This is a genomic window from Vibrio sp. 2-Bac 85, assembly GCF_037546705.1.
Lineage (GTDB): Bacteria > Pseudomonadota > Gammaproteobacteria > Enterobacterales > Psychromonadaceae > Psychromonas.
In genome coordinates this window covers 1-26013 of the sequence record NZ_JALAAB010000012.1, presented here as the reverse complement: position 1 = coordinate 26013, position 26013 = coordinate 1, and the positions used below count along the sequence as shown (strand labels likewise).

At 36.4% G+C, this 26013-nt stretch carries 24 protein-coding genes; 6 read left to right on the top strand and 18 right to left on the bottom strand.

Annotated elements, in window-relative coordinates:
• The first annotated feature begins 29 nt into the window (after positions 1–29).
• From recF to MT390_RS12910, 3 genes are all read left to right on the top strand, one after another.
• A complete protein-coding gene (gene recF, locus MT390_RS12920; RefSeq protein ID WP_166373190.1) occupies positions 30–1112 on the top strand; it encodes a DNA replication/repair protein RecF in 1083 nt (360 codons plus the stop codon).
• Between the two features lie 7 nt (positions 1113–1119).
• A complete protein-coding gene (gene gyrB, locus MT390_RS12915; protein ID WP_166373191.1) occupies positions 1120–3549 on the top strand; it encodes a DNA topoisomerase (ATP-hydrolyzing) subunit B in 2430 nt (809 codons plus the stop codon).
• Between the two features lie 316 nt (positions 3550–3865).
• Positions 3866–5713, top strand: a complete 1848-nt coding sequence (locus MT390_RS12910; RefSeq protein WP_499441526.1) for a methyl-accepting chemotaxis protein — start codon at positions 3866–3868, stop codon at positions 5711–5713.
• A 184-nt stretch (positions 5714–5897) separates the two neighbouring features.
• Here MT390_RS12910 and MT390_RS12905 read toward each other — a convergent pair whose 3' ends face one another.
• The 4 genes from MT390_RS12905 to MT390_RS12890 form a co-directional block, all read right to left on the bottom strand.
• A complete protein-coding gene (locus MT390_RS12905; protein ID WP_166373193.1) occupies positions 5898–7151 on the bottom strand; it encodes a valine--pyruvate transaminase in 1254 nt (417 codons plus the stop codon).
• Positions 7152–7556: 405 nt separating this feature from the next.
• Complete coding sequence (gene glyS / locus MT390_RS12900; protein ID WP_166373194.1) at positions 7557–9623, bottom strand: glycine--tRNA ligase subunit beta; 2067 nt, start codon at positions 9621–9623, stop codon at positions 7557–7559.
• A gap of 14 nt (positions 9624–9637) precedes the next feature.
• The gene (gene glyQ / locus MT390_RS12895; protein WP_028869415.1) at positions 9638–10543 is read right to left on the bottom strand and encodes a glycine--tRNA ligase subunit alpha; all 906 of its coding nucleotides are present in this window, start codon (positions 10541–10543) and stop codon (positions 9638–9640) included.
• A 299-nt stretch (positions 10544–10842) separates the two neighbouring features.
• The gene (locus tag MT390_RS12890) at positions 10843–11271 is read right to left on the bottom strand and encodes an HPP family protein (protein ID WP_499441524.1); all 429 of its coding nucleotides are present in this window, start codon (positions 11269–11271) and stop codon (positions 10843–10845) included.
• Positions 11272–11356: 85 nt separating this feature from the next.
• Here MT390_RS12890 and MT390_RS12885 point away from each other — a divergent pair, with 85 nt between their 5' ends.
• The 3 genes from MT390_RS12885 to MT390_RS12875 all read left to right on the top strand — a co-directional run bounded on the left by MT390_RS12885 (position 11357) and on the right by MT390_RS12875 (position 13004).
• Positions 11357–11908: a TetR/AcrR family transcriptional regulator gene (locus MT390_RS12885; RefSeq protein ID WP_166373196.1), complete on the top strand. Its 552-nt coding sequence runs from the start codon at positions 11357–11359 to the stop codon at positions 11906–11908.
• Between the two features lie 103 nt (positions 11909–12011).
• The gene (locus MT390_RS12880) at positions 12012–12710 is read left to right on the top strand and encodes a DUF2161 domain-containing phosphodiesterase (protein WP_499441522.1); all 699 of its coding nucleotides are present in this window, start codon (positions 12012–12014) and stop codon (positions 12708–12710) included.
• A gap of 132 nt (positions 12711–12842) precedes the next feature.
• Complete coding sequence (locus MT390_RS12875; protein ID WP_166373198.1) at positions 12843–13004, top strand: DUF4223 family protein; 162 nt, start codon at positions 12843–12845, stop codon at positions 13002–13004.
• 470 nt (positions 13005–13474) lie between these two features.
• Here the strand turns inward: MT390_RS12875 and MT390_RS12870 are convergent, their stop codons facing one another.
• The 14 genes from MT390_RS12870 to mioC all read right to left on the bottom strand — a co-directional run bounded on the left by MT390_RS12870 (position 13475) and on the right by mioC (position 25707).
• The gene (locus tag MT390_RS12870) at positions 13475–13894 is read right to left on the bottom strand and encodes a F0F1 ATP synthase subunit epsilon (protein WP_028869419.1); all 420 of its coding nucleotides are present in this window, start codon (positions 13892–13894) and stop codon (positions 13475–13477) included.
• A 15-nt stretch (positions 13895–13909) separates the two neighbouring features.
• Positions 13910–15307 carry a F0F1 ATP synthase subunit beta gene (atpD, locus tag MT390_RS12865; protein ID WP_025565305.1) on the bottom strand — a complete coding sequence of 466 codons (1398 nt, stop codon included), beginning with the start codon at positions 15305–15307 and terminating at the stop codon, positions 13910–13912.
• A 30-nt stretch (positions 15308–15337) separates the two neighbouring features.
• Positions 15338–16204 (bottom strand): F0F1 ATP synthase subunit gamma, encoded by an 867-nt coding sequence (atpG, locus tag MT390_RS12860; RefSeq protein ID WP_166373199.1) that lies wholly within the window; start codon positions 16202–16204, stop codon positions 15338–15340.
• 47 nt (positions 16205–16251) lie between these two features.
• Positions 16252–17793, bottom strand: a complete 1542-nt coding sequence (gene atpA / locus MT390_RS12855) for a F0F1 ATP synthase subunit alpha (protein ID WP_028869421.1) — start codon at positions 17791–17793, stop codon at positions 16252–16254.
• A gap of 12 nt (positions 17794–17805) precedes the next feature.
• Positions 17806–18339: a F0F1 ATP synthase subunit delta gene (atpH, locus tag MT390_RS12850; RefSeq protein WP_166373200.1), complete on the bottom strand. Its 534-nt coding sequence runs from the start codon at positions 18337–18339 to the stop codon at positions 17806–17808.
• A gap of 11 nt (positions 18340–18350) precedes the next feature.
• Positions 18351–18821, bottom strand: a complete 471-nt coding sequence (gene atpF, locus MT390_RS12845; protein ID WP_499441519.1) for a F0F1 ATP synthase subunit B — start codon at positions 18819–18821, stop codon at positions 18351–18353.
• A 38-nt stretch (positions 18822–18859) separates the two neighbouring features.
• The gene (gene atpE, locus MT390_RS12840) at positions 18860–19117 is read right to left on the bottom strand and encodes a F0F1 ATP synthase subunit C (protein WP_025565310.1); all 258 of its coding nucleotides are present in this window, start codon (positions 19115–19117) and stop codon (positions 18860–18862) included.
• A gap of 84 nt (positions 19118–19201) precedes the next feature.
• Positions 19202–20002, bottom strand: coding sequence for a F0F1 ATP synthase subunit A (gene atpB, locus MT390_RS12835; RefSeq protein WP_499441516.1), 801 nt, complete (start codon positions 20000–20002; stop codon positions 19202–19204).
• The gene (locus tag MT390_RS12830; protein ID WP_166373203.1) at positions 19986–20396 is read right to left on the bottom strand and encodes an ATP synthase subunit I; all 411 of its coding nucleotides are present in this window, start codon (positions 20394–20396) and stop codon (positions 19986–19988) included. The genes atpB and MT390_RS12830 overlap by 17 nt, the downstream gene beginning before the upstream one ends.
• Positions 20397–20625: 229 nt before the next feature.
• Positions 20626–21534 (bottom strand): ParB/RepB/Spo0J family partition protein, encoded by a 909-nt coding sequence (locus MT390_RS12825; protein WP_499441514.1) that lies wholly within the window; start codon positions 21532–21534, stop codon positions 20626–20628.
• 1 nt (position 21535) lies between these two features.
• Positions 21536–22330, bottom strand: a complete 795-nt coding sequence (locus MT390_RS12820; RefSeq protein WP_166373205.1) for a ParA family protein — start codon at positions 22328–22330, stop codon at positions 21536–21538.
• A 29-nt stretch (positions 22331–22359) separates the two neighbouring features.
• Positions 22360–22986 carry a 16S rRNA (guanine(527)-N(7))-methyltransferase RsmG gene (gene rsmG, locus MT390_RS12815; protein WP_166373206.1) on the bottom strand — a complete coding sequence of 209 codons (627 nt, stop codon included), beginning with the start codon at positions 22984–22986 and terminating at the stop codon, positions 22360–22362.
• Positions 22986–24875, bottom strand: a complete 1890-nt coding sequence (gene mnmG / locus MT390_RS12810; RefSeq protein WP_166373207.1) for a tRNA uridine-5-carboxymethylaminomethyl(34) synthesis enzyme MnmG — start codon at positions 24873–24875, stop codon at positions 22986–22988. The genes rsmG and mnmG overlap by 1 nt, the downstream gene beginning before the upstream one ends.
• Positions 24876–25245: 370 nt before the next feature.
• A complete protein-coding gene (mioC, locus tag MT390_RS12805) occupies positions 25246–25707 on the bottom strand; it encodes an FMN-binding protein MioC (protein ID WP_499441511.1) in 462 nt (153 codons plus the stop codon).
• Positions 25708–26013: the final 306 nt, after the last annotated feature.

Genomic DNA, 26013 nt, shown 5'->3' with positions numbered 1-26013 from the left:
CCATCACGTTTTATTCAAGGAATTGATTAATGTCATTACAGAAATTAATCATTAACCAATTCCGTAATATCGACTCCGCTACACTTACCTTTGACTGCAAAATTAATTTAATTGTTGGTGAAAATGGTAGTGGAAAATCGTCATTACTGGAAGCTATCTATCTACTTGGGTTAGGGCGTTCTTTTCGAACTCATTTAACTAATAGAGTTATTCAACACGACCAAGCTCATTTTACGCTTTATAGTGAAATCAATTTCCAACAGCGCGTTTTTCCTATCGGTTTACAAAAGTCGAGAGGCGGTGAAACTACCCTTAAAATAGATGGTCAGATAGTTAAGAAGTTAGCATCATTAACACAATACATTCCGATGCAATTAATCACGCCAGAAAGCTATTCTTTATTATCGGGAAGTCCTAAAAATCGCCGTGCTTATTTAGATTGGGGCGTTTTTTATCATGATCCTTTGTTTTATAGTAACTGGTCTCGCATAAAGCGACTTTTAAAACAAAGGAATGCCGCTTTAAAGCAATGTAACGCTTACAAAGAGCTTCAAGTATGGGATAATGAACTTTGTGTCTTGAGTGAGCAAATAAGCGCACAGAGAGCCGATTACTTTGCGAAATTAGAGCCTTTAATAGTACAAACTATTGCAGATTTTCTGCCCGAGTTTACTATCAAAAGTCAATTTTTTTGTGGTTGGGACAAAAACAACAAGCCATTAGCACAATATTTATCCGATAATTTTCATCGAGATAAACAATTAGGTTATACAAGTGTTGGTCCACAAAAGGCGGATTTAAAATTAAAAATCAACAACTTACCTGTTTCTGATGTGTTATCAAGAGGGCAGTTAAAGCTACTTGTTTATGCATTACGTTTAGCACAAGGGTTATTTTTAAATTCCATCGACAATAAGCAGTGTGTTTTTTTAATTGATGACTTCAGTTCTGAACTCGACAGCAACAAGCAAACACTATTAGCAAAACATATTATAGAGTCCGATGCTCAAGTATTTATTAGCGCGATTTCAGCGCAGAGTATTGGGGATTTATTTACGCAAGAACGCACTCTGTTTCACGTGAAACAGGGTAAAATTACAGTAGAAAGGTGAAAGTTTTATGGCTGAGAATAGTTATGATTCGTCAAGTATTAAAGTACTAAAAGGGTTAGATGCGGTTCGTAAACGCCCTGGGATGTATATCGGTGATACCGATGACGGTACGGGTCTACACCACATGGTTTTTGAGGTATTAGATAACTCAATCGATGAAGCTCTAGCAGGCCACTGTAGCGATATTATTTGTACTATCCATACCGACGGCAGCGTATCAGTGCGCGATGATGGTCGTGGTATCCCGGTTGATATGCACGAAGAAGAAGGTGTTTCAGCCGCTGAAGTAATTATGACGGTATTGCACGCCGGTGGTAAATTCGATGATAACTCTTATAAAGTATCGGGCGGATTACACGGCGTGGGTGTATCGGTAGTAAATGCATTATCTGACAAACTACGTTTAACCGTTAAACGTAGTGGCAATATTCATCAACAAACATACGCCAAAGGTGAGCCTGAAGCCCCTATTGGAATCATTGGCGATACCGATCAAACCGGTACAGAGATCCGTTTTTGGCCTAGCCCATCGACCTTCTCTAATGTGAAATTCCAATATGATATTTTAGCTAAACGTTTACGTGAATTATCATTCTTAAATTCTGGTGTATCTATCAAATTAATAGATAAACGTGAAGAAGATAAGGCAGATCATTTCCATTACGAAGGTGGCATACAAGCTTTTGTTGAATATTTAAATAAAAACAAAACGCCAGTACATAATAAAATATTCCACTTTAATACAGAACATGAAGATGGCACTGCGGTTGAAGTTGCAATGCAATGGAATGATGGTTTCCAAGAAAACATTTACTGTTTCACCAACAATATTCCACAACGCGATGGTGGTTCTCACTTAACGGGTTTCCGTGGTGCTTTAACACGTACCTTAAACTCATACATTGAGAAAGAATTAGCAAAAGTTAAAAACAATAAAAATAAAACATCGACTGAAGGTGGCGATTCACGTGAAGGCTTAACAGCGGTTATTTCTGTTAAAGTGCCAGATCCTAAATTCTCATCACAAACAAAAGACCGATTAGTCTCTTCTGAAGTACGACCAATTGTTGAAGGAGCAATGAATGAACGCTTACAAGAGTTCTTATTAGAGAACCCTGCGGAAGCAAAAATCATCGTTGGTAAAATTGTTGATGCCGCACGCGCACGTGAAGCAGCTCGTAAAGCACGAGATATGACTCGTCGTAAAGGCGCATTAGATCTAGCAGGTTTACCGGGTAAATTGGCAGACTGTCAAGAAAAAGACCCTGCTCTTTCAGAACTATACATAGTGGAAGGGGACTCGGCTGGCGGAAGTGCGAAACAAGGCCGATCTCGTAAAAACCAAGCTATTTTACCGCTTAAGGGTAAAATTCTTAACGTTGAAAAAGCACGTTTTGATAAGATGTTATCTTCACAAGAAGTAGCAACGCTAATCACTGCATTAGGTTGTGGTATTGGGCGTGATGAATATAACCCAGAGAAAACCCGTTATCATCGTATCATCATCATGACCGATGCCGACGTCGATGGTTCTCACATTCGTACGCTATTATTGACGTTCTTCTATCGTCAAATGCCTGAGTTAATCGAAAATGGATACATTTATATTGCTCAACCACCGCTTTATAAAGTGAAGAAAGGCAAGCAAGAGCAATACCTAAAAGATGATCCAGCGTTACAAGCTTACTTAACTGCTCTCGCAATGGAAGGCGCATCTTTACATGTAAGTGCTGATGCACCTGGTATCACCGGCTTATTTTTACAAGGTATGATTGAACGTTACCGTACTGCACAAGAAACGATTGTTCGCTTAACACGTCGTTACCCAAATGTTGTATTGGATAAACTGATCTATCAGCCTGAATTAAAAGCTGAAGATCTAGTGAATGCAGATAAAGTAACAACATGGATGGAAACTATTATTGAGGTGTTAAACCGCCAAGATTTAGAAGGGACCATCTATAAAGCTAAGGTCGTTAAGTCAGAAGACGAATTGACCAACAAAATTTTGTTTACTGTACGTAAACATGGTGTTGATACTGTTTATACTTTTGATGAAGAGTTCTTTGGCTCAATTGAATACAAATCATTAGTTGCTTTAGGTGTAGAAATACAGAACCTATTAGAAGAAGGTGCTTATATTCAACGTGGTGAACGTACTAAACCAGTTGAAAACTTTATTGAAGCAGTAAACTGGTTAATGCATGAATCAAAACGTGGTTTATATATTCAACGATATAAAGGTCTGGGTGAGATGAACCCAAGTCAACTATGGGAAACAACGATGGACCCTAATACGCGTCACATGCTTCAAGTGACGGTTGATGATGCTGTTGGTGCGGACCAATTATTTACAACCTTAATGGGTGACCATGTTGAACCTCGTCGTGCATTTATCGAGAAAAATGCACTACGTGTAGGAAATATTGATATCTAAGCTTCATATAATTAGCAACTTATAAAGGTTGTTAAAATTGAAAAATATAAAATCCAGCCTAGCTGCTGGATTTTTTATGCCATTGATAAATATATCTAAATAAACTTTAAACTTTAAACTTTCTAGATAACTTATTTACACCTCTAAATGGTTATTTTTTGCAATATAACTGCAATATTCAAGTTGTATGCTCTGCTTTTAACTTTTTTATAAGCATCGCATAATGTCAATTAACTTACTTACAAAATTTATTTCTTGTTGTATTGCCTTATTACTTATTCTCATCAGTGCTTTTATAATATGGGCATGGCATGAGATGGATAAGCCATATCAAATCAATCAGTCTTACCATGCTATAAAATCGGAATTAGCCTCTGATGTAACACTTTCTTTACAACATTACCTTGCTTCAGGTGATGCTAATAAATTACTTGATGCAAGTAATAAACTAGAAAAACTACGTGATACACCTATAAACTGGCTTGAAAACAGGCAATCAGACTCAGTCATTATACTAATTACAAAATTACAGAAAGCGATTCAACAGGCAAGAGCAGCAGGGAAATTGGCTGCAAATCCAGAAATTTTATTAATAAATAACGAAGTAGAACGACATGATCTAATATCTGATTTAATTGCTTTAACTAAAAAATCCGACGTTAGCATGATTATTAAAACACGATACCTACAAAAATTATTAACTTTAAGTCAACAGTTACAAAAAATAGGGTTGTTAAGGCAACGCTACATACAAAAAAATAATCTACAAATAAAAGAGCAGCTACTAACAGAAAACAAAATGATTCAAAATAATATTGATCAGCTCGATACTTTACCAAGTTTACTTTTATATATAACAGAAGAAGTTGATGAGTTTAGTTTTGATCAACCAGAGACTGTTGATATAACAAAGCAAAGCATTAACGAATTAAATAGTTTAACTACACGTTATCCCAAAGAACTAACCAATACGACGAAAATGTTAACAGCCATCGTTATTAGCCGAGAACAAATCACACAGGAGTTAAATAATTTAGTCCGAAGTTTTACCTTATATTCAGAGGTGGTTGATCAACAAAAACAGGAAATAACGAAAAAAGTAAAATTAATTGGTATATTTACGTTACTAATATTTATTTTGATGCTAACAATATCTGCATGGCTACAGTTCAAAAGCTTACATTTTATTAGCCAACTTTTACCATTTTTTGATGCATTAACAACGGGTAATTTCAGTAAAAATTTCACTATCAAAAGTCAACTATCAGAATTCACTTCAGTGACTCACCGTTGCGAGCAATTACAAAGATATTTGATGGACCTTACAAGTGCTTTAAAGACACAATCAGAACAATCCTTAATAGAGAGTAACTTATTACAAGAACGTACTCTACAAGCCGCAGAGAGCGGTCAACAGCAACAAAAGCAAACAGAGTTAGTAACGTACTCCATTTTAGCTCTATCAAATTCATTTACTGATGTTACCGAGAATGCAGCAGAAACTTGTGAACAAACAAATAAAGCCGTTAAATTAGTTGATCTAGCAAGTACAACATTAGCTTTACAAGTAAATAGAACTCAAAAATTATCCGATAATATTTTATCGTTAAGTAAAGTAGTAACAAAATTAACTGCCGACACTGCCTCTATTAATAATGTATTAGAAGTGATTAATAATGTATCTAAACAAACTAACTTATTAGCTTTAAATGCAGCTATCGAAGCGGCTAGGGCAGGAGAGCAAGGCCGAGGCTTTGCTGTAGTAGCTGATGAAGTACGTGCTTTAGCAATTAGAACATCACATTCCACAAAAGAAATACAAACCATCATTGATCATTTAATAGCAACAACGACTGAAGCAAACGAGATGGTGTTATTACAAAGTAATGCAGCAATTGATTGTGCGAACCATAGTTTATCAGTACAAGAAGAACTAAATTTAGTTTCCAATATTATTGATAGAATATATGAACATAACAATACTATAGCAACCGCAACAGAGCATCAGTCAATCACTATTAATGAGGTTGCAATAAATACCAAAACGATTGAAAAGCACACTCATCAAGTCAGCACACATCTACAAAAAATTAATCAATCAAGTGCCAGCATTAAAACAATCAGCGAAGTATTAAACTCATTGATAGTAAAATTAAAACACTAAGAATAAGAAATAAAGGGAAAGTAGAAGAGAGTATTTATAAAGAAAAGGTAAGTGAATTGGTCTTCACCTTGATTTGAGTTTATTGATTTGAGTTTATATTTTAATTCTTTCCTTTAAAAATACTCTTTGCTTTAAAAGTCGCTATAGGTTGTTTCACGTGAAACAACCTATCCAAAGTTTATTATCATTTCTGTTGATATAACTCATTCACAACCGACGCTAAAATATCAACACCACGTTCAACAACATCACTTTCTTGTGCATAATTGAGTCGAATACATTCATGTGTATGCTTCCAATCCTGATCAAGTCCAGGGAAAAAATAATGCCCAGAAACAACAATCAAACCTTTCTCTTTTAATCTCTTATAGAGCTCGTTTGAGCTAATAGGTAGATCTTTAAACCAAAGCCAAAGAAATAATGCACCTTCAGCTTTATGAATTCTGAAATTTTTATTGGTTATTTTTTTTAATAATAATGAAATCGCTATTTGTGATTTTTGTTGATAAAAAGGTTTAATCACATCATCACTCAAAGTAATAATTTCTTTGGTTTTGACTAACGGCAATACAATTTCAGGACCAATTCCACCAGGCGATAGTGCCATAATACCCGATAAATTGGACATGGCCTTTATAATACTTGGGTTGGCAATTACAATACCGCAGCGTGCACCAGGTAAACCGAATTTAGATAAACTCATACATAAAATAGTATTGTCATTAAAATGAGGTTTCACATTCTCGAAAATAATATTAGGAAAAGGTGTGCCGTAAGCATTATCAATAATAAGCGGAATATTATGCTGTTTAGCCAGCTTATCTAACTTATCTATTTCATCATCAGTTAAAACATTACCAGTTGGATTAGTAGGGCGAGACACACAAATAGCACCAATATCATCAGATATTTCTAGCGCATCAAAATCAACATGGTATTTAAATTGTTGATTTTCTAATTCCGTAATTTTAGGTCGAACCGCAACAAATGATGCTTCCGAAACACTAGCATCAGCATAACCAATATATTCAGGTGCTAATGGGAATAATATTTTACGTTTTTTTCCATTACTAAAATCACCAGCTAATAAATTGAATAAGTAGAAAAATGCATTTTGACTACCATTAGTTAACATTATATTTTCAGAAGATAAATTCCAATCATATAAGTCATTAAACAGTTCTGCCAGTGCAGTAATAAAACTATCTTTTCCTTGAGGTCCATCATAATTAGCGAGTGTATCAACTAACTTCCCTTCATTTAATAAGTCTTGCATTAGGTCAGTGAATCGTTTTTGGATAGCCGGAATAGCGGCTGGATTACCACCACCTAGCATTAAAATATCATCACCGCCTTTTACGCCTTTATTTAGATCATCCATTAACTCTGTTATGCCTGAGTGCTGCGTAAATTTATTTCCAAATGTTGAATAGGGCATGCAAAAATCCTGAATATAAAATGAGAATTAAAATAAAATATTAATTTAAAAAACAATTGTTTCATGTGAAACAATTACAGACAACAACGATTAAATTTAAAATGTAATAAAGATGCATTATAAATTTAATAATTATTCAACCAAGCAGTTTATTAAATTTGAGTAATGTTTTAAGCAATCTGTCTTGTTTACGATCTAACATATTAAATGATAGGACCAATAATGATAGGTAATATGCTTTAGCCTTAAAAAAATTTAGCTATTTCAAGCTTATATTAACAAGTAAAATAGCTTCTAAAATTGTAAATATTGCGAGTATTGTTTCACGTGAAACAAAAAAGCTCAGTATAAACTGAGCTTTTTATAACAACGATTAACCATTTTAGTATTAATCGATAATATTATTTATAGCACCGACACATCGGCAACTTGTAAAAATAAGTTACGTAAACGGTTTAATAACGCTAAACGGTTATTTTTTACAGCTAAATCATCTGCCATTACCATTACATTATCGAAGAAAACGTCTACAGGCGTCTGTAGGCTAGCTAACTCAAATAAGGCTGACTCGTAGTCTCCGACTGAAAATAAAGGGCTTAGCTTGCTTTCTAGAGAGCCTAAAATTTCGACAAGTGCTTTTTCAGCGTCTTCTTGGAGCAATTCTTGACTAACTTCAAGGTTAATATCTTCGGTTACCTTAGCAAGAATGTTACTAATACGTTTATTTGCAGCAGCTATTGGAGCAGCTTCAGGTAACGTTTGGAACTTCGCAACCGCTTTGATGCGCTTTTCAAAATCTACAGGTTTGGTTGGACGACGTTCTAATACAGATTGAATTAACTCAACTGAATATCCATTTGCTTGATAAGTCGCACGGAAACGAGCAAATAAGAAATCAACAACATCATTAACGACGTTATCATTTGTTAATTTATCTGCGTACTCTGTTTTAGCTATTTCAACTAAATCGACAATATCTAAGTCCAAGTTTTTATCTGTAATGATACGCAATAGACCGATAGCAGCACGACGAAGTGCAAATGGGTCTTTATCACCCTTAGGCGCTTGACCAATACCAAATATACCCACCAGCGTATCTAATTTATCTGCTAGTGAAACGGCACAAGCAACTAAAGAAGTAGGCAGTTTATCACCAGCAAAACGAGGTAAGTATTGCTCATTTAACGCAACGGCAACATCTTCATGCTCACCATCAAAACGAGCGTAGTACATGCCCATCACACCTTGAACGTCAGGAAATTCCATTACCATCTCAGACATTAAATCTGCTTTTGATAATAAACCAGCTCGCTGTGCATGTTCTGGGTTTGCTTGAATACTAGTTGCTATTTTTTCAGCAACAGCACTGATTCGTTCAGATTTTTCTTTTAACGTGCCTAATTGCTTTTGGAATAATACAGTTGATAGCGATGCTAAACGGCTTTCTAATGTTTTCTTTTTATCTGTTTCAAAGAAAAATTCAGCATCCGCTAAACGAGGGCGTACTACTTTTTCATTACCAGAAACAACTTGCTTAGGATCTCGACTTACAATATTTGAGACAAAGATAAAGCGTGGTAATAAATTACCTTCTTTATCTAATACTGGGAAGTATTTTTGATTATCTTTCATAGTGTAAATAAGCGCTTCAGAAGGAACTGCTAAGAACTTTTCTTCAAACGATCCAACTAATGTAACGGGCCATTCGACCAAAGAAGTAACTTCTTCTAATAGCTCATCATCAATTGCAGCAACACCATTTTCATGGGCAGCAAGCGCTTCTACTTGTTCACGAATGATCGCTTTACGACGCTCATAATCAACAATAACTTTACCCGAATCATCTAATAACGATTCATATTGATCCGCATGTGATAGCGTTAACTCAGCTTCACCCATGAAACGATGTCCGCGAATAGTGCGATCTGAGGCAACACCTAATAATTCACCTTGAATTAATTCACTACCAAATAACATAGTTACGGTATGTACAGGGCGAATAAATTGCGTGCTTGCACTTCCCCAACGCATTGGTTTTGCAATCGGTAATTTAGCTAATGCTGATTCCGCAATAGCAGGGATCAGGCTGTTAATATGTTGCCCTTTTACCGCAGACTTAAATAATAGCCATTCACCTTTATCAGTGACTAAACGTTCAGCCTCTTCAACGGTAATACCATTAGAACGTGCCCAACCTTGGGCCGCTTTAGTCGCAACACCATTATCATCAAAAGCTACATTTACTGCTGGGCCACGTTTTTCAACGATTTTATCAGCTTGAGTCGCGACTAAATTAGTGACTACTACAGCTAAACGTCTTGGTGATGCTAACCAATTAACTTTTTCAAATGTTAATTCAGCTTTATTTAGTTCCGCTTCGATATTGCTAGCAAATGACTCAGCAAGTTTGCGAAGTGATTTTGGTGGTAACTCTTCGGTTCCCAACTCAATCAATAAATTTTCTTGTGACATTAAACTTGCCTCTATTAATTTAAATTTTTACAAAGTGGGAAACCAAGTGCTTCACGCTTAGCGTAATAAGCCTCTGCAACGGCTTTTGATAATGAACGCACACGTAATATATAACGTTGGCGCTCAGTAACAGAGATTGCATGACGAGCATCTAACAAGTTAAAAACATGCGATGCTTTCATTACTTGCTCATAAGCAGGTAACGGCAAGCTAGCTTCAATTAATTTTTGGCTATCTTTTTCACATTGATCAAATTGTGTAAATAATGCATCAACATCGGCATATTCAAAATTGTAGGTCGATTGTTCTACTTCATTTTGATGAAAAATATCACCGTAAGTCACTTTACCCATTGGGCCATCTGTCCATACGAGATCGTAGATACTATCCACACCTTGAACATACATAGCAAGACGCTCTAAACCATAGGTAATTTCACCGGTAACAGGAGAGCACTCAAGTCCACCCACTTGTTGGAAATAAGTAAACTGTGTCACTTCCATCCCGTTTAACCAGATTTCCCAACCTAGTCCCCAAGCACCTAACGTTGGTGATTCCCAGTTATCTTCTACAAAACGGATATCATGGATAGAGGTATCGATACCAATTTCTTCAAGCGATTGTAAATACAACTCTTGAATATTTTTAGGAGATGGTTTTAATACTACTTGGAATTGGTAGTAGTGTTGTAAGCGATTTGGGTTTTCACCATAACGACCATCAGTAGGACGGCGACAAGGTTGTACATAAGCGCTGCTCATTGGCTCAGGACCAATCGAACGTAAAAAGGTTTGTGGGTGGAATGTTCCAGCTCCAACTTCCATATCAAGCGGTTGAACTATTGCACAACCTTGGCGAGCCCAGAAGTCTTGCAATGCAAGAATCAGCCCTTGGAATGTTTTTGTATCGAATTTTTGCATGATTTAGGCTTCGAGTTGATTAAAAAAAATGAAATCTATTATACCTATTGGCGTCAATTATACCAATGGCAATAGCGCTATAACTCACTTTACAGGTTAATCTCAGAGAAGTAGATCAAACAAAATAGAATAATTTTAATACGGATCAGAAAGAACTTAACAATAACAAACAAAACAATTGAAAAGTTGACGATTCAAACGAGATAAAAGAAACCAATAATATAAAAAATATCATTATCAATAAATAAAACGAGTATAAAAACCAAATAATATGTAAGCGCTCACTTTTACCAATAAACCTATATAGACTGTGATGTTAATTTTATTTTAGCTGTTTTCATCAACTTTCCTAATAATACAATCACAACCGCACCGATCAAAACAGGGGTGACTAAAAGTATGGGATTTGCTCCTGCAGGAGGATGGGTGGTTTTTGTTAACAGCATAGCACTTACACCTAATCCGGTTGCCATTGCTAAATAGAGTGGACTTACACCAATAAATTGGACAAAAAATATACCAATAAAAGCAGTGATTAAATGTCCAAAAATAACATTTTTAGCTTGTGCTAAAGGACTATCAGGTAGACCAAAAACAATCACGACAGTAGCACCAAAAGGAGCCATTAATAATGCAACATCAGATAAGTTTTGATCCATATACGATAACAAGCCAATCGCCAATGAAGCTCCGATTCCGGCTAAAAGTGGTAAAAATAATTTATTCATGTAAACTCCAAAAAGGACAGACTTGTCCTATTAAGGATAACCAAAGAGAATATAAGTTGTCAATTTATATAACGGATGATCTTAAATGAATAAAAAACGACAATTATTAATCGATACCGCCTTATCTCTTTTTTATAAGAAGGGCATTAATACGATTGGTATTAACGAAATATTACAAGTATCAGGTGTTGCTAAAAACACTTTATACAATCACTTTTCAAGCAAAGAAGAACTAATCCTTGCAGCACTTGAGCAACGACATCAACTTTTCATGGAATGGTTAACAACTAAAATAAGGGCTGTAAATTCTAATAAAGAGCTTATTAAATGTTTATTTGATGCATTACAAAGCTGGTTTAATAATACTGACCCCGTACTAGGTAACTTTCGAGGTTGCTTTTTTATCAATAGCTCTGCTGAATTTAGTGATAAAAATGGTAAAATTTCACTCTTTTGCCTGCAACATAAAGAACAAATCCGTCACCTAATCGAACAACACTTAATTGAGGAAAATCCTCTCTTACTCGATGCAATATGTATCATGAAAGAGGGCGCAATCTCTGCTGCCTATGTTAGCAATGACCTGACTGTTACTAATAAAAGCATTACAATTCTTAATCAATTATCGACAAATTAAAGATATTGATTAGTTGTAAATAAAAAGCAGTGAGCTGTGGTAAACATAAGCGACCTATTAGATACTCATAACATTAAATATTTAAAGCGATCAAACTTTTACAATGCCTAATAAAATAAAAGAAAGTGATTTATATCAGCCAATTAAGAACTATCTACAATGTTTAGACTATGAAGTTAAGGGTGAGATAAAAAACTGCGATATCGTCGCTAAAAAGAATGAACAGATTATTATTGTAGAATTAAAATTAAATTTAAATATCACCTTGTTATTACAAGCGGTAGATAGGTTTAGTTTGTCTGATATCGTTTATATTGCAGTGCCCAAACAATGCTCGGTTTACAAGAAACAAAGTAAACAAGTTAAGAAGCTGATCAAGCGTTTAGCAATAGGTTTAATAGTGGTTGATATCCAACAAGATCAGCAATATGTGGAGGTTATATTTGACCCACAAGATTACATGCCACGCAAAAATAAACGTAAGCAAGACGCATTGTTAAAAGAGTTTAATCAACGTGTAGGTGATACACAAAAAGGTGGCTCTACACGCTCCAAAGCAGGTTTAACAGCATATAGACAACGTTGTATTCGTGTTGCAGAGTTTTTTCTATCACAACCAATAGCAAAAGGCCTACAGATCAATAAAGCAATTTCAGAGCCACAGGCAACACGATTTTTAAGTGACGATTATTATGGTTGGTTTGAAAAAGTAGAAAGAGGTACTTATCAATTATCTAAAAAAGGAAAAACAGAGTTAGTAGAGTGGCAAGTTAAGTCTGCACATTTGATATTAAATGATTAATTAATATACAAATTAATTATTTAATCTTTAATCATTCATTTTTGTAGAATGTTTTGTAGCAAATTCAAATTCCATAAGGTATATTTACAATTGACAATTGTTTGATTGTTTAATAAAAATAAGGATATAAATATGAAACATATCGCAAAATTTGCTGTTGCAGCTGTAGCTGTTATTCTTCTTGCTGGTTGTACTGGTACTGTAACTAACCAATCTGGCACTTGTTCTGAAGATTACTTATTGGTTCCAGCACTGTCTATTCCAGGTGCAATCGGTGCTTGTGATAATCATTAATAATAAATTTTTATATCAAAAACGTATTCATCATTGAATACGTTTTTTTTTAAAATTAAATATCAGTCTGTTTATTAATAGATATATATAAATAAATAAAACCAATACCCTTTCTTTTAAATTACTTCAAAAAATAAAATTAACAGCCTATCTGTGATTATTTTGATCATCTTATATAACAACCTACCTTAATAATAAAGCCATATACGTGACCAATTAATACAGATTTCTTGATTTGCTAACTCAGACATTAATTTAAATAATATCAGCCAGTTATTTGTGGGTTATGAAATCAAATTAGATATGGAGTAGATAGGATTTGATAATGGATAATAGTATCTTAGAGTATGATAAATAAACTATTGATATAAAATACAATTGAATATTAAATATCAGTTACCAATCTCAAAATTAACAGCAATAAAAAAGGCGACCATACGGTCGCCTTTTTTTAACGAAAGTTTAAATATCTACTTACGTGTTAACTTAATCGCACGTAACTGTGCAACTGCTTGCGCAAGTTGTGCAGTAACCAGTGCAAAATCAATATCCTTAGAAGGATTTGACATTTGTGCTTCTGCTGCACGTTTAGCTTCTTCTGCTTTCGCTTTGTCAAGATCTTGACCACGAATTGCAGTATCGGCTAATACCGTAACACCACCTGGCTGTACTTCAAGAAAACCGCCTGAGATATAAATGACTTCTTCGCCACCATTTTGCTTAACTAATTGAACCATTCCTGGTTTAATTGGTGTCAGAAGTGGTGTGTGACCATGCATAATGCCTAGTTCACCTTCTTGACCAGATACTGATAAATGTGAAACTAATCCTTTAAATAAAGATTTTTCAGCACTTACAACATCTAAATGTGTGGTCATTGCTTTAGCCATAGTAACCTCCAGCTGTTACATTTTTTTAGCGTTTTCGACAGCTTCTTCAATTGCACCTACGTATAGGAACGCTTGCTCAGGAATGTCGTCGTATTCACCAGCAATTAAACCTTTAAAGCCAGCTAATGTGTCTTTAAGTGGTACGTAAATACCTGGGTCGCCTGTAAATACTTCAGCTACGTGGTAAGGCTGAGTAAGGAATTTCTCAACTTTACGTGCACGAGATACAATTTGCTTATCTTCTTCAGAAAGCTCATCCATACCTAGGATAGCAATGATATCTTTTAGCTCTTTATAACGCTGTAAGATACCTTGCACGCCACGTGCGATATCGTAATGCTCTTGACCAACAACAAGTGGATCAAGTTGACGAGATGTTGAATCTAACGGGTCAATCGCAGGGTATAGACCCATAGATGCGATATTACGGTTAAGTACAACTGTTGCGTCTAAGTGAGCAAAGGTTGTTGCCGGAGATGGATCCGTTAAATCATCCGCAGGTACGTATACCGCTTGGATAGAAGTGATAGAACCCGTTTTAGTAGAGGTAATACGCTCTTGTAAAACCCCCATCTCTTCAGCAAGTGTTGGTTGGTAACCAACGGCTGATGGCATACGACCTAGTAGAGCTGATACTTCTGTTCCCGCTAGTGTGTAACGGTAGATGTTATCAATGAATAGAAGTACGTCTTTACCTTCATCACGGAAGCGCTCAGCCATTGTAAGGCCAGTCAGGGCAACACGTAAACGGTTTCCTGGTGGCTCATTCATTTGACCGTAAACCATTGCCACTTTTGATAATTCAGGTTTTTCAACGTTTACAACGCCAGCTTCCTGCATTTCAAAGTAGAAATCGTTACCTTCTCGAGTACGCTCACCAACACCAGCAAAAACAGACAAACCTGAATGTTTCAGTGCGATGTTATTGATAAGCTCCATCATGTTAACTGTTTTACCAACACCAGCACCACCGAACAGGCCGATTTTACCACCTCTTGCGAATGGGCAGATTAGGTCGATAACTTTAATACCTACTTCCAGTGTTTCATTTGATGCTGACTGCTCTTCATAAGAAGGAGCTGCACGGTGAATCTCGTATTGTTCATCAGAAACAACAGGACCACATTCATCAATCGGCTCACCCAATACATTCATAATACGGCCTAATGTAGCCGTACCAACAGGTACTGTGATTGCATGTTTAGTATCAGTAACTTCTAAACCACGACTCAAACCTTCAGAAGCACCCATAGCGATACAACGTACAACGCCACCGCCAATTTGTTGCTGCACTTCCATTGTTAGGTTTTTCTCAGTCACGATCAGTGCACTGTATATATTCGGAACGCTTTCTTGTGGGAATTCAACATCCACAACAGCACCGATAATCTGTACGATTTTACCTGAACTCATTTCTGATCCTCTAAAATCTTTATTTTAAAATTATACCGCAGCCGCACCACCACAAATCTCAGATAGTTCCTGAGTAATTGCAGCTTGACGTGCTTTGTTGGCAACAAGTTGTAAATCTTCAATTAAGTCACTTGCGTTATCGGTTGCTGCTTTCATTGCAACCATACGTGAAACTTGCTCACACGCTAAGTTTTCCACTACTGCTTGATACACTTGAGATTCAACATAACGAACTAATAATGAATCTAAAATATCTTTAGCATCACCTTCGTAGATGTAATCCCAGTGATGGGCAGCAACTTCGTTATCACTTTCTGCTTTTGGCAGAGGTAATAACTGACTGATTGTAGGTACTTGTACCATGGTACTAACGAATTTATTGTTCACTATATACAAACGATCAAGGTCACCTGCATCATAAGCATCTAACATTACTTTTACCGAACCGATTAAATCATCGATTTGGGGTGCATCACCCAAAGCCGTAGCTTGAGCAACAATGTTAGCGCCTAAATTACCAAAGAAACTTTTTGCTTTAGAACCGACAATGGCTAAATCAACTTCAACGCCAGCTTCGCTGTGTTTTTTCATTTCTTGGATAACCGGTTTAAACAAATTAATGTTTAAACCGCCACATAAACCACGATCACTTGAAATGACAATATAACCAACACGCTTAATATCTCTTTCTTCAAGATAAGGGTGGTGGTATTCCAAGTTACCTAGTGCGATATGACCAATCACTTTGCGCATAGTAGTTGCATAAGAAAGACTGCTTTGCATGCGTTGTTGCGCACGACGCATCTTTGATGCTGCAACCATTTCCATGGCACCAGTGATTTTTTGAGTGTTTTTCACACTCGCGATCTTATTTCTAATTTCTTTATCGCCGGCCATTTCTTACTCCTAATTAATGCTAACTAACGACTTTCGCCGTTAATTAATTACCAGGTTTGCGTCGCAACAAAAGATTCTAAAAGAGACTTAAATTGCCCTTCGATTTCTTTGTTGTAATCACCAGATGCATTAATTTGAGCATAAAACTCAGCATGCTCATTTTTAGCGTAAGAGATTAAAGATGCTTCAAAGTCTAATACTTTTTCAACATCGACATCATTTAAGAAGCCTTTCTCTGCAGCAAATAGTGATAACGCTTGTTCAACAACTGACATAGGAGCATATTGTTTCTGCTTCATTAATTCAGTTACTTTTTTACCATGCTCAAGCTGTTTACGCGTAGCTTCATCTAAATCAGATGCAAACTGTGCAAACGCTGCTAATTCACGGTATTGCGCTAAAGCAGTACGAATACCACCAGAAAGCTTTTTAATCACCTTACACTGAGCAGCACCACCAACACGTGATACAGAGATACCTGGATCAACCGCTGGACGTACACCACTATTAAAGAGTTCAGTTGTTAAGAAGATCTGACCATCGGTAATAGAGATTACGTTAGTCGGTACGAATGCAGATACATCGCCCGCTTGTGTTTCAATGATTGGTAATGCTGTTAATGAACCAGTTTTACCTTTCACTGCACCTTTAGTAAAGGTTTCAACGTAATGCTCGCTTACACGAGATGCACGCTCTAGAAGACGAGAGTGAAGGTAGAAAACATCACCAGGGTATGCTTCACGGCCCGGTGGACGTTTAAGCAATAGTGAAATCTGACGGTAAGCAACAGCTTGCTTAGAAAGATCATCATATACAATCAGTGCATCTTCACCGCGGTCACGGAAGTATTCTCCCATTGAACAACCTGCATACGGTGCAAGGTATTGTAATGCAGCAGCTTCAGAAGCAGATGCTACAACAACGATAGTATTTTCTAACGCGCCATGCTGTTCAAGTTTACGTACTACGTTTGCAATAGTTGACGCTTTTTGGCCAATCGCAACATAGATAGAGTATAAACCTGTAGATTTTTGGTTAATGATTGCATCGATTGCAATAGCAGTTTTACCTACTTGACGGTCACCGATGATAAGTTCACGTTGACCACGACCGATTGGAATCATTGAATCGATTGATTTCCAACCAGTTTGTACTGGTTGGTCAACTGATTTACGATCGATTACACCAGGTGCGATCACTTCAATTGGAGAGAAACCATCGTTTTCGATAGGTCCTTTTCCATCAATCGGCTCACCCATTGTGTTAACAACTCGACCAAGAAGACCTTTACCTACTGGTACTTCAAGAATACGACCAGTTGATTTTACCTTTTCACCTTCTTTAAGGTCACGGTAAGGTCCCATTACAACAGCACCTACCGAGTCACGCTCAAGGTTAAGTGCCATAGCAAAGCTACCATTTGGTAGTTCGATCATCTCACCTTGCATACATTCAGCAAGGCCGTTGATGCGAATAATACCATCGCTTACAGAAACGATTGTACCTTCATTTCGCGCTTCGCTTACCGCTTCGAATTTTCCAATTCGTTGCTTGATAAGATCGCTAATTTCAGTGGAATTCAGTTGCATGCTAACTTCCCATTAAGATTGTAAAGTATGTGATAAACGAGATAGTTGACCGCTAGCGGTGCTATCAATCACTAAATCACCGGCGGTAATAACCATCCCAGCAATTAACGATTTATCAATACTACAATTTAGGTTTACTTTTCGTGCGAGGCGTTTTTCCAACGATATACTCAACTCTTTTAATTGAACTTTAGACAGTGCATAAGCAGAGACAACATCAGCGTCGATCTCTTTTTTATACTCAGTTTCTAAATCAGAAAAAAGTTGTGTAATGCGAGGCAAAACACTCAAACGTCCATTTTCAGCTAATACTTTAATAAAGTTTTGACCATTCTCATCGAGTTGGTCTCCACAAACATTAAGAAACAGATCAGCTAACTCTTTTGGTGCTTTATCGCGTGTTAGTATCTTTGCCATGGTTGCATCTTGTGCAACTTCAGCGGCAAAAAACAGCATCGTAGACCAAGCTTCGATTTTGTTATTACTAACTGCAAATTCAAAAGCGGCTCTTGCATAAGGACGAGCTACAGTAGTCAATTCAGACATAACTTCGCTCCTTATAGTTCAGCAACTAATTTATCAATAATGTCGCTATTCGCTTCTTTATCAATAGTACGCTTAATGATTTTTTCAGCACCCGCAATAGCTAGAACAGCAACTTGTTGACGTAACTCTTCACGAACACGATTACGTTCTGCTTCAACTTCCGCTTCACCTTGAGCAATAATTTTACTGCGCTCAGTTTCAGCTTCATTTTTAGCTTCTTCAACAATTTGTGTACGACGCTTATTAGCTTGATCGATAATTTCTGCCGCTTGTGCTTTAGCTTGTTTCAGCTTGTCAGCTGCTTTAGCTTGCGCAAGTTCAAGATCTTTTCCTGCACGTTCAGCTTGTGTTAGACCATCCGCAATTTTCTTTTGACGCGCTTCTATTGCGTCTAAAAGTGGTGGCCACACATACTTCATGCAGAACCAAACAAATATCGCAAATGCGATAGCTTGGCCAATTAGGGTTGCATTAATATTCATAACAGCTCCTTAGTAATTAAGTAAATTAGGATCCGTTATTAGCCCGCTAGTTGAGCTACAAATGGGTTTGCAAATGTGAAGAATAATGCAATACCAACACCGATCATTGCGATTGCATCGATAAGACCAGCAACGATGAACATTTTAACTTGTAACATAGGTGCCATTTCTGGTTGACGAGCAGCACCTTCTAGGAATTTACCACCTAAGATACCAAAACCGATAGCTGTGCCAGCTGCGCCTAAACCAATTAGAAGTGCTACAGCGATTGCAGTAAAACCTAATACTGTTTCCATGAAAAATTCTCCAAATAAAATTAAATTGTTTTATGTTTAAAAGTAATTACTTAAAAAGTAAAAGTTAACGTCATACCTAAATAATTAATGATCTTCATGCGCCATACTCATATATACGATAGTTAACATCATAAATATGAAAGCTTGTAGAACAATAATTAAAATATGGAATACGGCCCACGGAAAGTACAGTGGTAATTGCCAGTAACCCAGTAGTGCTATTAAAATAAAGATTAATTCACCAGCATATAGATTTCCGAATAAACGCAGTCCTAATGAAACAGGTTTCGCTAATAGCGTCACAGATTCAAGCAGGAAGTTTACAGGGATAAATGCCCAGTGGTTAAATGGTTGCATAGTCAGTTCTTTAACGAACCCACCGAAACCTTTTACTTTAACAGTGTAGTAAATGATTAAAGCGAATACACTCAATGACATACCAAGTGTTACGTTTAAATCAGTTGTAGGTACAACTTTAAGATAAGGTACTCCGATAGTTTGCGCAGCGATAGGTAGCAAATCAACAGGAACTAAATCCATTAGGTTCATTAAGAAAACCCAAACAAAAATAGTTAATGCTAAAGGTGCTATCAAGGCATTTTTGCCATGAAATGTATCTTTTACATTCTCATCTACAAAATCAATTACCATTTCGATGAAACACTGTAATTTACCAGGTACACCAACAGTAGAATGTTTTGCAACACTACGAAACAACCAAAGAAATAATACACCGAGGCCTACTGCTACCAGTAGAGAATCGACGTGAAAAGTCCAAAATCCAGCATCATGCGCATTCCAACCACCATCAACACTCCATGTAAGGTTTGTTAGATGATGTTGAATATAACTTGATGATGTTAGAGCTTCACCTTGACCTGACATGTTTTATCCCATCGTTGTTATAAAAAAAGAAAGGCGCTAACCACTGTGAGGCAACCAGAAATGAGAATGAAATATAGAAAGCAGTTAGTGATAACAACACATATTTCAAAAACACAACAAACAGCAGCACAGTTAAAAAGAGTTTAATAGCCTCCCCTGCGTAAAACCCCCTAAGTACTTTTTTAGTTTGTCTAGCACCTGCGTGTGCAAATGCCATCAAAACAAAAATAAGGTTAGGAAGCAAAAAAGTGACTCCTCCAGCTAAGGCTGAATAACCAGACTTAATCGAAAAAAACACTGTTGAAACCAATGCAATAATTAGCATTAATAATAATTGAAAAGCCACCAATTTCAGCCCTGAAACCTGACCTTTTTTTGCTAGTTTATCAACCACTCTGATTTCCTTTTACTAGCTAATTCAAAGCATGAATAAATGATAAAAAATAATCAATTATTCGCCCAAATTAAAACCTGAGCAAATTATACCGACAAAAAATGTCAATGCAATATGGAGCGATGCGTTGAGGTAGTAGAATCGGAAAACTTTCATGATTATTTAATATAAAGCAGAGGAAACTGCATATGATCTAAAACAATAAAGTAACGAAAACCTTCGCTTTCCGTTATTTATTTTCTATTAATGTGATCAATGCATCTAAGTCTGCTATAGAACTGTAGTCTATGACTAATTTACCAGATCCATTTTTACTATTTTTAGCTGTTACTTTTAGACCAAATTTATTTTCTAAAGTTGTAACAAATAACTCAGTTTTTTCACAAAAAAGAGGAGGAGTTTTAACTTTCTCTGGTGCTTGCGATTTTTTAACTAATTTTTCAGTTTCACGTACACTTAATGCTTTGCTTACAACTATTTTAGCAAGATCAGATTGTAGCGTTCCCTCACAAACTAATAAAGCGCGTGCATGGCCCATCTCTAGATCGCCATGTTCTAATAATGTTTGAACATCTTCGTTAAGATTATTTAAACGGAGTAGGTTACTAACGGCAGTACGTGATTTTCCAACTGCTTGAGCAACTTCTTGGTGAGTTAATTCAAATTCATCAACAATGCGCTTTAAAGCAATCGCTTCTTCCATTGCATTAAGATTTTCACGTTGAATATTTTCAATCAAGGCAATCGCTATAGCTGCGTCATCTTCTACATTTTTTATTAAACAAGGAATAGATTCAAGCCCAACTATTTTTGCAGCTCGCCAACGACGTTCGCCTGCAATAATTTCAAATTTTTGATGACCGGTCTCACGAACTACAAGGGGTTGAATAATACCTTGAGCATGAATAGAGTTAGCTAATTCTTGTAATGCATCCGATGACATATCTCGACGAGGTTGGTATTTACCAACTTGCAACTTATTAATATCAATGTCTTGTAAGGCACCTTGATCTTGATTAATACGCTGCTGCGTCTGTTCTGCATTCGCATCATGTGAGACTTGCTTATTACGCGTGACGGTACTGCTGCTTAATAATGAATCCAGTCCCTTACCTAAGCCTCTTTTTTTGCCTAACATATTAAATAACTTCCTGTTCTGTACTAATAGATTGCTCTTCACGCCTTAAAATTTCACCTGCTAAAGATAAATATGCTCTTGCTCCGGTAGAATTTTTATCATAATACATTACCGGCTTACTAAAGCTAGGCGCTTCAGCTAAGCGAATATTACGTGGAATAATAGTACGGTAAACTTTATCACCAAAATGCTTCTTTAATTGATCAGATACATCTGTAGATAATCGATTACGAGGATCGTACATAGTGCGTAAAATGCCTTCGATTTTTAGATCAGCATTAACCACAGCTGCCAGTTTACTAATCGTATCAACTAATGCCGTTAAACCTTCTAACGCATAGTATTCACATTGCATAGGCACCAACACTGAATCAGCAGCCGTCATCGCATTAACAGTTAACATATTTAGCGAAGGAGGGCAGTCTATAAATATATAATCATAAATATCCCTAGCGCCTTCTAGAGCTGTTCTTAAACGTGTTTCGCGCGAGAAAAAAGTCATTAATTTAACTTCAGCTGCAGTAACATCACTATTAGCTGCGACTAAATCAAAGCCTCCCGTCGTTTCAGACTCAATCACTTGAGCAAGGGGAAGCTCATCAATTAAAAGATCATATGCGGTATGAGCAACTTCATATTTATCAATCCCGCTGCCCATGGTTGCATTACCCTGGGGATCAAGATCAATAATCAAAACTTTACGTTTAGTGGCAGCCATTGAAGCCGCTAAGTTAACACAAGTAGTCGTTTTACCAACGCCACCTTTTTGATTTGCAATCGCTATTATTTTACCCACAAAAACCTACTTAATATGTATTTGAGTGATTACGATACACGCTTAACTTTGACTAAACAGCGTTCACCATCTAATTGTGGGACTTGTAATGTAACCGACTCAATAAATTTAAATTTTGAATCTAAATTATTAACTTCAGATTCAGGATATTGCCCTTTAAGCGCTAAAAAGTGACCACCTGTATTAGGTAAGTGGTAACACCAAGATAACATATCTTCTAATGATGCAAAGGCACGGCTTAAGACACAGTCAAAACCAGTTTCAGGTCGATATTCTTCAACTCGGCTTTGTACTATCTCTACATTTTTTAACCCTAAACTGAGGATCGCTTGTCGAATAAAACGTAAACGTTTTCCTAAGCTGTCTAATAAAACAAAGTTTTTATCAGGATTTAATATCGCTAACGGTAGACCTGGTAAACCCGGTCCAGTTCCAACATCAATAAAGCTATCTCCCTGCAAATGAGGTGATACGACTATACTGTCCATAATATGTTTGACAAGCATTTGTGATGGATCGCGTACAGAAGTGAGATTGTACGCTTTATTCCACTTTGCTAACAACTCAACTAACTGTACTAATTGAGATACTTGTTGATCCGTAATGACAAGATCTGTTTGCGCAATAAGCGCATCTAACTGAAGTCGTAAACTCATTAACCGGCCTTACGACGAACGCCGCTTTTCTTTAAATGTATCAATAAAATAGAAATAGCAGCTGGGGTGATTCCAGATACGCGCGATGCTTGACCAATACTTTCAGGTTTTAAATCATTTAGCTTCGCAGTTACCTCATTAGATAATCCCTTGATCTCTGAATAATCTAGATCTTTTGGTAAGAGTGTATCTTCATGGCGTTTTAGTTTTGCTATCTCATCAAGCTGACGATCAATATAACCTTGGTATTTGATATTAATTTCAACTTGCTCTGCTGCAATAGGATCGCTAATAGCAGGTCCTAACCCATCAACTTTCATCAATGTTTCATAAGTAACTTCTGGTCGACGGATCATCGCTTCCAATGTACTTTCACGTTGCATTGGTTTTTTTAATAATTCGTTAATTTTATCTGCATTGATAGAGTTAGGATTAACCCATTGATTTTTTAGTCGAGCTAATTCTGTTACAACTAATTCCTGTTTTTTACTAAAGGCTTCCCATCGAACGTCATCAACTAAACCTAACTCTCTGCCTTTTTCTGTTAAACGTGTATCAGCATTGTCTTCACGCAATAACAATCGATATTCAGCACGGCTGGTAAACATACGATAAGGTTCTTTGGTACCTAATGTCGACAAGTCATCAACTAATACGCCGATATAAGCTTGATCTCGTCGAGGAGCCCAGCCTTCTTTGTCTTGTACCTGTAAACCTGCATTCATTCCGGCTAATAAACCTTGTGCAGCAGCTTCTTCATAACCCGTTGTACCGTTGATTTGGCCAGCAAAGAATAAACCATCGATATATTTGCTTTCTAGTGTTGATTTAAGATCTCGTGGATCAAAGTAATCATACTCAATGGCATAACCAGGACGAGTGACAAAGGCATTTTCAAAACCTTTCATCGATTGAATAAAAGCGAGTTGTACATCAAAAGGTAAACTTGTAGAAATACCATTAGGATAAACTTCATGTGTTGTTAAACCTTCAGGTTCTACAAATATTTGATGCGAATTTTTATCAGCAAAACGCATTATTTTATCTTCGATAGAAGGGCAGTAACGAGGACCAACACCTTCAATAACACCTGAATACATTGGACTTCTGTCTAAATTAGCTCGAATGATGTCATGCGTTTTTTCATTCGTATGAGTGATATAACAAGGGATTTGACGAGGATGCTCTGTGCGATTACCTAAAAATGAAAATACAGGTGTTGGATTATCACCGTGTTGAACTTCTAAACCTGAAAAATCAATACTACGAGCATCAATACGAGCGGGTGTTCCTGTTTTTAAACGACCCATGCGTAATGGCATCTCTTTTAAGCGATCCGATAACGTGATCGAAGCAGGATCACCTGCGCGTCCACCGCTATAATTTTTTAAACCAATATGGATCAAACCATTTAAGAATGTACCAACAGTCAACACAACTGACTTAGCTGAAAAGCGTACACCCATCTTGGTGATCACACCCGTTACGCGATCATTTTCGATTATTAGATCTTCCACTTCTTGTTGGAATATCTGTAAGTTTTCTTGATTTTCTAACTTTTCACGAATAGCTGCTTTGTACAAAAGACGATCTGCTTGCGCACGTGTTGCTCGTACAGCTGGACCTTTACTTGAGTTAAGCGTTCTGAACTGAATACCACCTTTGTCGATAGCTGATGCCATTAAACCACCTAAAGCATCAATTTCTTTAACTAAGTGTCCTTTACCAATCCCACCAATAGCCGGATTACATGACATTTGACCTAATGTTTCAATATTGTGAGTCAGTAACAGGGTCTTTAATCCCATTCGAGCAGGCGCAGCAGCAGCTTCAGTTCCCGCATGGCCACCGCCAATAACGATAACGTCAAATTGTTCATGGTAAATCATAATATTCCAAATACAGCTATATAAAATTAAAGTTAGATTTTACCCGTTTAAAAAATAAAGGAAAGCAACAAGGTTGTTTTAACAGAAAACAATAGTATTAGTATTATATATAGATCTTTAAAGATCTTTTATTACTATACTTATTAAGCAATTGAATTTCTGTGTAAAACAACTTTAAATGATTAAAGATCAGGATCTTAAAAGAGATCCGATCGTGTGCATAATAGGGGATCTTAATGCGATCAACCTGAGTATAGAAAGACACCTTATCAACAGGCCTATTTATGCACATTTTTATAAAGTGATTACGCAAAACTAATTCAGCAGTTATAAATGAATTATGCACAGAAACTTGTGGGTAACTTATCAATTAAATAGCTAAAGAATTAAGATCTTTTATCCATAAAGGGATCCAATCTTCAATTTGGTCCTCTGGGATCGGTGATTCAATAACGTCAATATTGAAGATATTACCTAATCGAAGCGCACCTTTTTCACGTAACAGAAGATCGAAGTGTTTTGCAGCATAACAATAAGTATCGTAATTCGAGTCACCAACACCGATTAAGCCAAAATGAATGTTAGACAAATCATCCGAAATGTTATTAATCTGTTCTACTATCTGTTTAAAGTTATCAGGGTAGTCACCTGCGCCATGTGTTGCTAAACAAACTAACCATATGCTTTCTTCTTCTATATTCAATATGGTCAAATCTGGAGAGAAGTGAACTTGGGTGCTAAAACCAGCTTCTTCTAAAAAAGGTTGGGTAGCCTCTGCAACATACTCTGTCCCACCCAATGTACTACCTACTAATATGTCTATATTAATCACAATATTTTCTCTCTCTATATAAGAACAAAACAACAAACAATGAATTTATGAAATAGCATCTCATTATAACGGGTATATATGTTCAATATAGTGCGTTATTAGTATGAAAATAAAGCAAATTGTTCGCTAAGTAATCATTCAATATAATAATCACAAAAAACACTAATTAATACTTGCTAATGTGATCTGAGTCCCTATAATGCGACCCCACAGACACGGGGTGTAGCGCAAGTTACCCAGCGAGTTTGAGAATAGTTATTAACGTATTAACGCTTCGTAGTTCGCTTCGAAATTAAGTTAAATTAA

Coding starts and splice junctions, on each gene's coding strand:
- recF (WP_166373190.1), top strand. CDS start 30: ATGTCATTACAGAAATTAATCATTAACCAATTCCGTAATATCGACTCC.
- atpB (WP_499441516.1), bottom strand. CDS start 20,002: ATGTCAGGTCAAGGTGAAGCTCTAACATCATCAAGTTATATTCAACAT.
- glyS (WP_166373194.1), bottom strand. CDS start 9,623: ATGTCACAAGAAAATTTATTGATTGAGTTGGGAACCGAAGAGTTACCA.
- MT390_RS12880 (WP_499441522.1), top strand. CDS start 12,012: ATGCCTAATAAAATAAAAGAAAGTGATTTATATCAGCCAATTAAGAAC.
- MT390_RS12885 (WP_166373196.1), top strand. CDS start 11,357: ATGAATAAAAAACGACAATTATTAATCGATACCGCCTTATCTCTTTTT.
- atpD (WP_025565305.1), bottom strand. CDS start 15,307: ATGAGTTCAGGTAAAATCGTACAGATTATCGGTGCTGTTGTGGATGTT.
- MT390_RS12875 (WP_166373198.1), top strand. CDS start 12,843: ATGAAACATATCGCAAAATTTGCTGTTGCAGCTGTAGCTGTTATTCTT.
- mnmG (WP_166373207.1), bottom strand. CDS start 24,875: ATGATTTACCATGAACAATTTGACGTTATCGTTATTGGCGGTGGCCAT.
- gyrB (WP_166373191.1), top strand. CDS start 1,120: ATGGCTGAGAATAGTTATGATTCGTCAAGTATTAAAGTACTAAAAGGG.
- atpE (WP_025565310.1), bottom strand. CDS start 19,117: ATGGAAACAGTATTAGGTTTTACTGCAATCGCTGTAGCACTTCTAATT.
- MT390_RS12825 (WP_499441514.1), bottom strand. CDS start 21,534: ATGTTAGGCAAAAAAAGAGGCTTAGGTAAGGGACTGGATTCATTATTA.
- rsmG (WP_166373206.1), bottom strand. CDS start 22,986: ATGAGTTTACGACTTCAGTTAGATGCGCTTATTGCGCAAACAGATCTT.
- atpA (WP_028869421.1), bottom strand. CDS start 17,793: ATGCAACTGAATTCCACTGAAATTAGCGATCTTATCAAGCAACGAATT.
- glyQ (WP_028869415.1), bottom strand. CDS start 10,543: ATGCAAAAATTCGATACAAAAACATTCCAAGGGCTGATTCTTGCATTG.
- atpF (WP_499441519.1), bottom strand. CDS start 18,821: ATGAATATTAATGCAACCCTAATTGGCCAAGCTATCGCATTTGCGATA.
- MT390_RS12905 (WP_166373193.1), bottom strand. CDS start 7,151: ATGCCCTATTCAACATTTGGAAATAAATTTACGCAGCACTCAGGCATA.
- atpH (WP_166373200.1), bottom strand. CDS start 18,339: ATGTCTGAATTGACTACTGTAGCTCGTCCTTATGCAAGAGCCGCTTTT.
- MT390_RS12870 (WP_028869419.1), bottom strand. CDS start 13,894: ATGGCTAAAGCAATGACCACACATTTAGATGTTGTAAGTGCTGAAAAA.
- MT390_RS12910 (WP_499441526.1), top strand. CDS start 3,866: ATGGATAAGCCATATCAAATCAATCAGTCTTACCATGCTATAAAATCG.
- atpG (WP_166373199.1), bottom strand. CDS start 16,204: ATGGCCGGCGATAAAGAAATTAGAAATAAGATCGCGAGTGTGAAAAAC.
- MT390_RS12890 (WP_499441524.1), bottom strand. CDS start 11,271: ATGAATAAATTATTTTTACCACTTTTAGCCGGAATCGGAGCTTCATTG.